This is a genomic window from Arthrobacter sp. Br18, assembly GCF_000520555.1.
Lineage (GTDB): Bacteria > Actinomycetota > Actinomycetes > Actinomycetales > Micrococcaceae > Arthrobacter_D.
The window spans coordinates 7,715-14,318 of sequence record NZ_KI914874.1; the positions used below are offsets into that span (position 1 = coordinate 7,715).

Genomic DNA, 6,604 nt, shown 5'->3' on the forward strand with positions numbered 1-6,604 from the left:
CGCCCCGGCTGCCAGGGGCAGCCGGGGCGGAATCGGACGACGAGGCCCGGGAACCTAGAGCGTGGCGTAGACCTCGCGCAGGAGGGTTGCCGTCTCGGACGGCGTCTTGCCGACCTTCACGCCTGCAGCCTCGAGGGCTTCCTTCTTGGCCTGTGCGGTGCCTGCGGAGCCGGACACGATGGCGCCGGCGTGGCCCATCGTCTTTCCTTCAGGCGCCGTGAATCCTGCAACGTAGCCCACCACGGGCTTGGTCACATGGGCCTTGATGAATTCGGCCGCGCGCTCTTCGGCGTCGCCTCCGATCTCACCGATCATGACGATCGCCTTGGTTTCAGGATCGGCTTCGAATGCTTCGAGTGCATCGATGTGGGTGGTCCCGACGATCGGGTCCCCGCCGATGCCGATGGCGGTGGAGAAGCCGAGGTCGCGCAGCTCGAACATCATCTGGTAGGTCAAAGTTCCGGACTTCGACACGAGGCCGACGCCTCCCTTGCCGGTGATGTTCGCCGGCGTGATGCCCACGAGCGACTCGCCGGGAGTGATGATGCCGGGGCAGTTCGGTCCGATGATCCGGGTGACCTGCTTGCCGTCCGCATCGACCTTGGACTGTGCCAGCGCCCAGAACTCGGCCGAGTCCTGCACGGGCACGCCCTCGGTGATGATGACGACGAGGCCGATTCCCGCCTCGATCGCCTCGACCACCGCGTCTTTGGTGAAGGCCGGCGGAACGAACACGATCGAGACGTCCGCGCCGGTTTCGGACACTGCTTCACGAACCGTGCCGAACACCGGCAGTGTCACGTCGCCGTGGCTGACGGTGGTCCCGGCCTTACGGGCGTTCACTCCGCCGACGACCTGGGTTCCGGCGGCCAACATCAGCGCGGTGTGCTTGGTGCCCTCACCGCCGGTGATGCCCTGAACGATGACCCGAGAGTCCTTGTTGAGAAAAATAGACATGCTTGTTCCTTAATTCCTTTGGATCCTGAGCGGACTCGGCCGCGGGGAAGAGCAGGCTCGGTCAGCGGGCGTCGTAGGCCAACTGGGCGGCCTTGTCGGCGCCTTCGTCCATGGTGTCGGCCAGTGTGACCATCGGATGGTTGGCCTCGGCCAGGATACGGCGGCCTTCCTCGACGTTGTTGCCGTCCAGGCGGACCACGAGGGGCTTGTTCTCCTTGTCGCCCAGGATCTCCAGTGCCTTCACGATGCCGTTGGCCACTGCGTCACAGGAGGTGATACCTCCGAAGACGTTGACGAACACGCTCTTGACCTGCGTGTCGTTCAGGATGACGTCCAGACCCGCGGCCATGACCGAGGCCGAGGCTCCGCCGCCGATATCCAGGAAGTTGGCCGGCTTCACATTGCCGTGCGCCTCGCCCGCATACGCGACGACGTCGAGCGTGGACATGACCAGGCCGGCGCCGTTGCCGATGATGCCCACTTCGCCGTCGAGCTTGACGTAGTTGAGGTCGTTCTCCTTGGCCTTGGCCTCCAGCGGATCCGCTGCGTCCTGGTCCTCGAGCACGGCGTGGCCTTCCTGCCGGAAGTATGCGTTCTCGTCGAGGGTGACCTTGCCGTCCAGTGCGATGATTTCGCCGGCACCGGTCTTCACCAGTGGGTTCACCTCCACGAGCGTGGCGTCTTCCTTCACGAAGACGTCCCACAGCTTGAGGATGGTCCTGGCGACGTCGGCGCGGAGTTCAGGGGCGAATTTTGCGGTGGCGACGATTTCGTCGGCCTTGGCCTGGTCGATTCCCACGATGGGATCCACCGCGACACGTGCCAGGGCTTCGGGTCGCTCGACTGCGAGCAGTTCGATTTCGACGCCGCCCTCCACCGAGCACATGGCCAGGTAGTTGCGGTTCGAGCGGTCCAGCAGAACCGAGAAGTAGTACTCCTCGGCGATGTCAGCGCCCTGGGCGATCATTACCGTGTGGACCGTGTGGCCCTTGATGTCCATTCCCAAAATGTCGGAGGCGTAGCGGTGAGCCTCCTCAGGAGTTTTGGCAACCTTGACGCCGCCGGCCTTTCCGCGGCCACCGACCTTGACCTGGGCCTTGACGACAACAACGCCGCCGATCTTCTCGGCTGCTGCTTTTGCTTCTTCAGGGGTATGCGCCACGATGCCGGCGAGCACGGGTACTCCGTGTGCCTCAAAGAGATCGCGCGCCTGGTATTCAAACAGGTCCACGGATTAGTGTCCTTCTACGTCGAAGTAGGTTTACACAGGGAACTTTAGTCCCTTGGCGCGGGAGGCCTTTTCAAGACTAGCCCTTTAGTGAGTAAGCACACAGTTCTATGAGTTGTAGAAAAACCTGCTCATGGGCTAGGGCTTTCAGCCATCCTTGGTCAGCGGTGCGTACCGCAGCAGGAGCCGTTTCTCGCCGGCGTCGAACTTCACCTTCGCCACGGTCTTGTCTCCTGATCCTTCGACAGCGAGCACAGTGCCGTTGCCGAAGCTCGCGTGGTTGACCCGGTCACCCACGCCCACCGAGACCACTTCCTTCTGCGGCTGCACGCGGCCGATAGCCTTTGCCGGGGCCGACGACGCACCACCTCCGCCTGCTCCCCAGTAGGAACCGCTGAACCGGGGCCCGCTGATACTTCCGCTCGTAGTCCAGGCCGGCTTCGCCGCTCCCTCGCGTTTCCACTGGATCAGCTCCTCCGGGACTTCTCCCACGAACTGGCTGGCCGGGTTGTACTGGCTCTGGCCCCACATGCTGCGGACCTCGGAGCGCGTCAGGTACAGCCGCTCCCGCGCACGCGTAAGACCCACGTAGGCGAGCCGGCGTTCCTCGGCGAGCTCCTTGGGATCTGTCGCCGACCGCTGGTGCGGGAAGATGCCCTGCTCCATGCCCGTCAGGAACACCACGGGAAATTCGAGTCCCTTCGCGGTGTGCAGCGTCATGAGGGTTACCACGCCCTGCCTGCGCGCCTCCGCCACGGCCCGCTCCACCTCGGCGGGTGAGCCCTCGGGCGCGTCGGGAATCTGGTCTGCGTCGGCGACCAGCGACACCTGCTCGAGGAATTCACCGAGCGTGCCGTCAGGATTGTCGCGTTCATACTCCCGAACGACCGCGACCAGTTCAGCGAGGTTCTCCACCCTCGATTCGTCCTGCGGATCGCTGCTGGTGCGCAGCTGTTCGAGATACCCGGTCTGCTCGAGGACCGCCTCCAGGGCCGCGGACGCACCGGAACCGGCGGCAACCTCGGCAAGGTCGTCGATGAGCTTGACGAAACCCGCCACCGCATTGACGGATCGGGTGGCCATGCCCGGCGCTTCACCGGCGCGCCGGAGGGCCGTCATGAAGCTGACCCTCTCGCGTTCCCCGAGTGCTGCAACCGCGTATTCGGCGCGGTCGCCGATGCCGCGCTTGGGTTCGTTGAGGATCCGGCGGAGGTTCACGACGTCGTCGGAGTTCACCAGCACGCGGAGGTACGCCAGTGCGTCCTTGATCTCCTTGCGCTCATAGAAACGGGTGCCGCCCACCACCTTGTAGGGCAGGCCCACGCGCATCAGGATTTCCTCGATCGAACGGGATTGCGCATTGGTGCGGTAGAACACCGCGACGTCGCCGGGCCGGAGGTTGTCCTCGTCCTGGAGCCGGTCGATCTCCTCCGCGATGAACCGGGCTTCCTCGTGCTCGTTCTCGCCGACGTAGCCGACGATTTTCTCGCCGTTGCCCTCTGCGGTCCACAGCTTCTTTTCAGGGCGGTTGGGGTTACGCGAGATGACGGCGTTGGCGGCGCTCAGGATGGTCTGCGTGGAGCGGTAGTTCTGCTCCAGCAGAATGGTCCGAGCACTCGGATAGTCGTTCTCGAACTCCACGATGTTGCGCACGTCCGCGCCGCGGAATGCGTAGATGGACTGGTCCGAGTCGCCCACCACCGTCAGTTCGGCGGGGTCGTCCGTCGACTCACCGGGCACGCCGACGATCTCCCGCACCAGTGCGTACTGGGCGTGGTTGGTGTCCTGGTACTCGTCCACGAGGACGTGGCGGAAACGCCGCCGATAGTAGTCGGCAACCCCGGGGAAGGCGCGGAACATGAAGACCGTCTGGGCGATCAGGTCGTCGAAGTCCATGGCGTTGGCCTGGCGCATGCGCTGCGCGTAACCCGTGTAGACCTCGGAGACCGCCTGCTCGAAGGGGTCGGAGAGGCTGACGGTTCCCGCATAGGTTTCCTCGTCGATGAGTTCGTTCTTCAGCGCCGAAATTTTGTGCTGGATGGCCTTGGGAGCGAACTTCTTCGGGTCGAGGTCCAGGCCCTTGGCCACCAGGGTGACCAGGCGCAGGGTGTCGGCGGAATCGTAGATCGAGAAGTTGGAGTTCAGTCCCACCGATGCCGCTTCCCGGCGCAGGATGCGCACGCAGGAGGAGTGGAACGTGGAGATCCACATCCGCTTGGCGACCTCGCCCACCAGGGCTTCGATCCGCTCGCGCATCTCGGCAGCGGCCTTGTTGGTGAAGGTGATGGCCAGGATCTGGCCCGGGTGCGCGCGTCCGGTGGCTAGGAGGTAGGCGATCCGGTGGCTGAGGACGCGCGTCTTGCCGGAGCCCGCGCCGGCCACGATCAGCAACGGCGAGCCGTCATGGCGGACTGCTTCCTCCTGTTGCGGATTGAGCCCTTCGAGCAGCTCGGAGGCCCGCTGCTCATCCGTACCCCGCGCCGCGGGGGCGGAACTCAGCGCCGGGTCGGAGGGGTCGGGAGCGGACTCCCGCCCTGCTTCGGCGTTGCCGGCAGTCCGGGCAGGGCGGGGATCGAAGTAGGGGTCGAAAAGCATATCCATTGTGCTTCCCAGTCTAGGCCGTGCCTCTGACACTCATGGTTTCCCACTAAGTGCTGCCCCCGGCGGTGCCGGGGGCAGCAGGTGAATGCCGGAGCAGGAGCGCCGGGCGCTCCCGGAGGAGGGCTAGCCCTTTTCGGTCCGCACCTCATCCTCTTCGATGCCGAGGATGGCCAGCTTTCCGCTCTTGCGGTCCGCGAGGTACTCCTTCATCTCCCTCTTGATGACGGGGAGCAACAGGTAGACCCCCAGCAGGTTGACGAAGCCACAGACGAACAGGGCGGCATCGGCGAAGCTGATGACCTGGCTGAAGGTCAGCACACAACCGGCCACGGTGAAGAACAGGAAGATGACCTTGTAGATGATTTCCGAGGTCTTGCCGCGGCCGAACAGGTACTCCCATGACTTCAGTCCGTAGTAGGACCAGGTGATGAGGGTGGAGTAGGCGAACAGTGCCACCGCGATGGCGAGAACCACGGGGAACCAGGGGAACACGGTCGCGAAGGCATCGGAGGTGAGGATCACGCCGTCGGGCGTGCCTTCCCCGGCCTGGACCTGGTCGATGCCGGCCTGGAGGCTCGGGGCGCCGGCAATGATGATCGCCAGGGCGGTCATGGTGCAGATGAGCACCGTGTCGACGAGTGGCTCGAAGAGGGCGACGAAGCCCTCGCTGACCGGGCGGCGGGTCTTCACTGCCGAGTGGGCGATCGCAGCGGAGCCGAGGCCGGCCTCGTTGGAGAACGCCGCACGGGTGAAGCCGACGATCATGACACCGAGGATTCCGCCGGCAATCCCCTGAGGGTTGAACGCGCCCGCGAAGATCGATCCGATAGCTGCGGGTACCTGCCCGAGGTTGACCAGAATGACGAGCAGGCAGGACACGACGTAGACGATGCCCATGGCGGGCACGAGCCTGCTGGTGGTGGCGCCGATGGACTTGATGCCGCCGAGGATCACGACGGCGACCAGACCTGCGAGCACAAGCCCGAAGATCAGTGCTGCTCCGGCGCTTCCGAGAAATCCGTCGGCCCCGCCCGTCACGTTCTGGACCTGCGCGAAGGTCTGGTTGGCCTGGAACATGTTGCCGCCGGCCACACCGAAGATGAGGATGGCGACGGCGAAGATGCCGGTCAGGATCTTTGCCGGGATGGAGCCGAATTTGCTGAAGGCGATGGGGAGGTACTTGAAGGGCCCGCCGCTGATGGACCCGTCCTCGTGCACCTCGCGGTACTTCACGCCGAGCGTGCATTCGGCGAACTTCGTGGCCATGCCCAGCAGTCCGGCGAGGATCATCCAGAAGGTTGCACCGGGGCCGCCGAGCGCCATGGCCGCGCCGACACCGGCGATGTTGCCCAGCCCGACCGTGCCCGACAGCGCCGACGTCAAAGCCTGGAAGTGGGGCACCTCCCCCGGGTCATCCTTCGAGGAGTAGTGGCCGCGCACCACTTCGTACGCGACCTTCAGTCCCCGAAACTGGATGAAGCCGAAGTAGATAGTGAAAATCACGCCCGCCGCGATGAGCCATGCCACCACGAACGGGAAGCTCAGATCACCGATCGTGATGGGGAAGAACACGATCGTGGTGAAGACTTCAGTGACGGGTTCGAAGACCGCATTGATGCCGTTGTCAATCGCCGCGAGCCATCCGACGTCATCGGTGACGCTCGCCATAGGTAGTGCCATGTTATTTGCCATCCCTTATATGAACCGGTTTCTGCATGTGTTGGCAATCACATTGTGCGTGTCCGCCAAAGTTCCAACCATAATGCACTGCCGAGTGCACAGGGTTCTGGGGCAGGAGTGGCGGGTGACCCCTCCTGC

At 64.4% G+C, this 6,604-nt stretch carries 4 protein-coding genes; all 4 read right to left on the bottom strand.

Translation table 11 applies throughout. The features are described from left to right. Positions 1-54: 54 nt before the first annotated feature. The 4 genes from sucD to Y704_RS0112170 all read right to left on the bottom strand — a co-directional run bounded on the left by sucD (position 55) and on the right by Y704_RS0112170 (position 6,466). Positions 55-957 (bottom strand): succinate--CoA ligase subunit alpha, encoded by a 903-nt coding sequence (gene sucD, locus Y704_RS0112155; RefSeq protein ID WP_026550322.1) that lies wholly within the window; start codon positions 955-957, stop codon positions 55-57. A gap of 61 nt (positions 958-1,018) precedes the next feature. Then, positions 1,019-2,188 (bottom strand): ADP-forming succinate--CoA ligase subunit beta, encoded by a 1,170-nt coding sequence (gene sucC, locus Y704_RS0112160; RefSeq protein WP_026550323.1) that lies wholly within the window; start codon positions 2,186-2,188, stop codon positions 1,019-1,021. A 144-nt stretch (positions 2,189-2,332) separates the two neighbouring features. Continuing rightward, a complete protein-coding gene (pcrA, locus tag Y704_RS0112165; protein ID WP_026550324.1) occupies positions 2,333-4,786 on the bottom strand; it encodes a DNA helicase PcrA in 2,454 nt (817 codons plus the stop codon). A 123-nt stretch (positions 4,787-4,909) separates the two neighbouring features. Further along, complete coding sequence (locus Y704_RS0112170) at positions 4,910-6,466, bottom strand: alanine/glycine:cation symporter family protein (RefSeq protein ID WP_026550325.1); 1,557 nt, start codon at positions 6,464-6,466, stop codon at positions 4,910-4,912. Positions 6,467-6,604: the final 138 nt, after the last annotated feature.

Bases quoted from the DNA above. Each gene is read 5' to 3' on its own strand.
- sucD (WP_026550322.1), bottom strand. From the start codon at position 957: ATGTCTATTTTTCTCAACAAGGACTCTCGGGTCATCGTTCAGGGCATC.
- pcrA (WP_026550324.1), bottom strand. From the start codon at position 4,786: ATGGATATGCTTTTCGACCCCTACTTCGATCCCCGCCCTGCCCGGACT.
- Y704_RS0112170 (WP_026550325.1), bottom strand. From the start codon at position 6,466: ATGGCACTACCTATGGCGAGCGTCACCGATGACGTCGGATGGCTCGCG.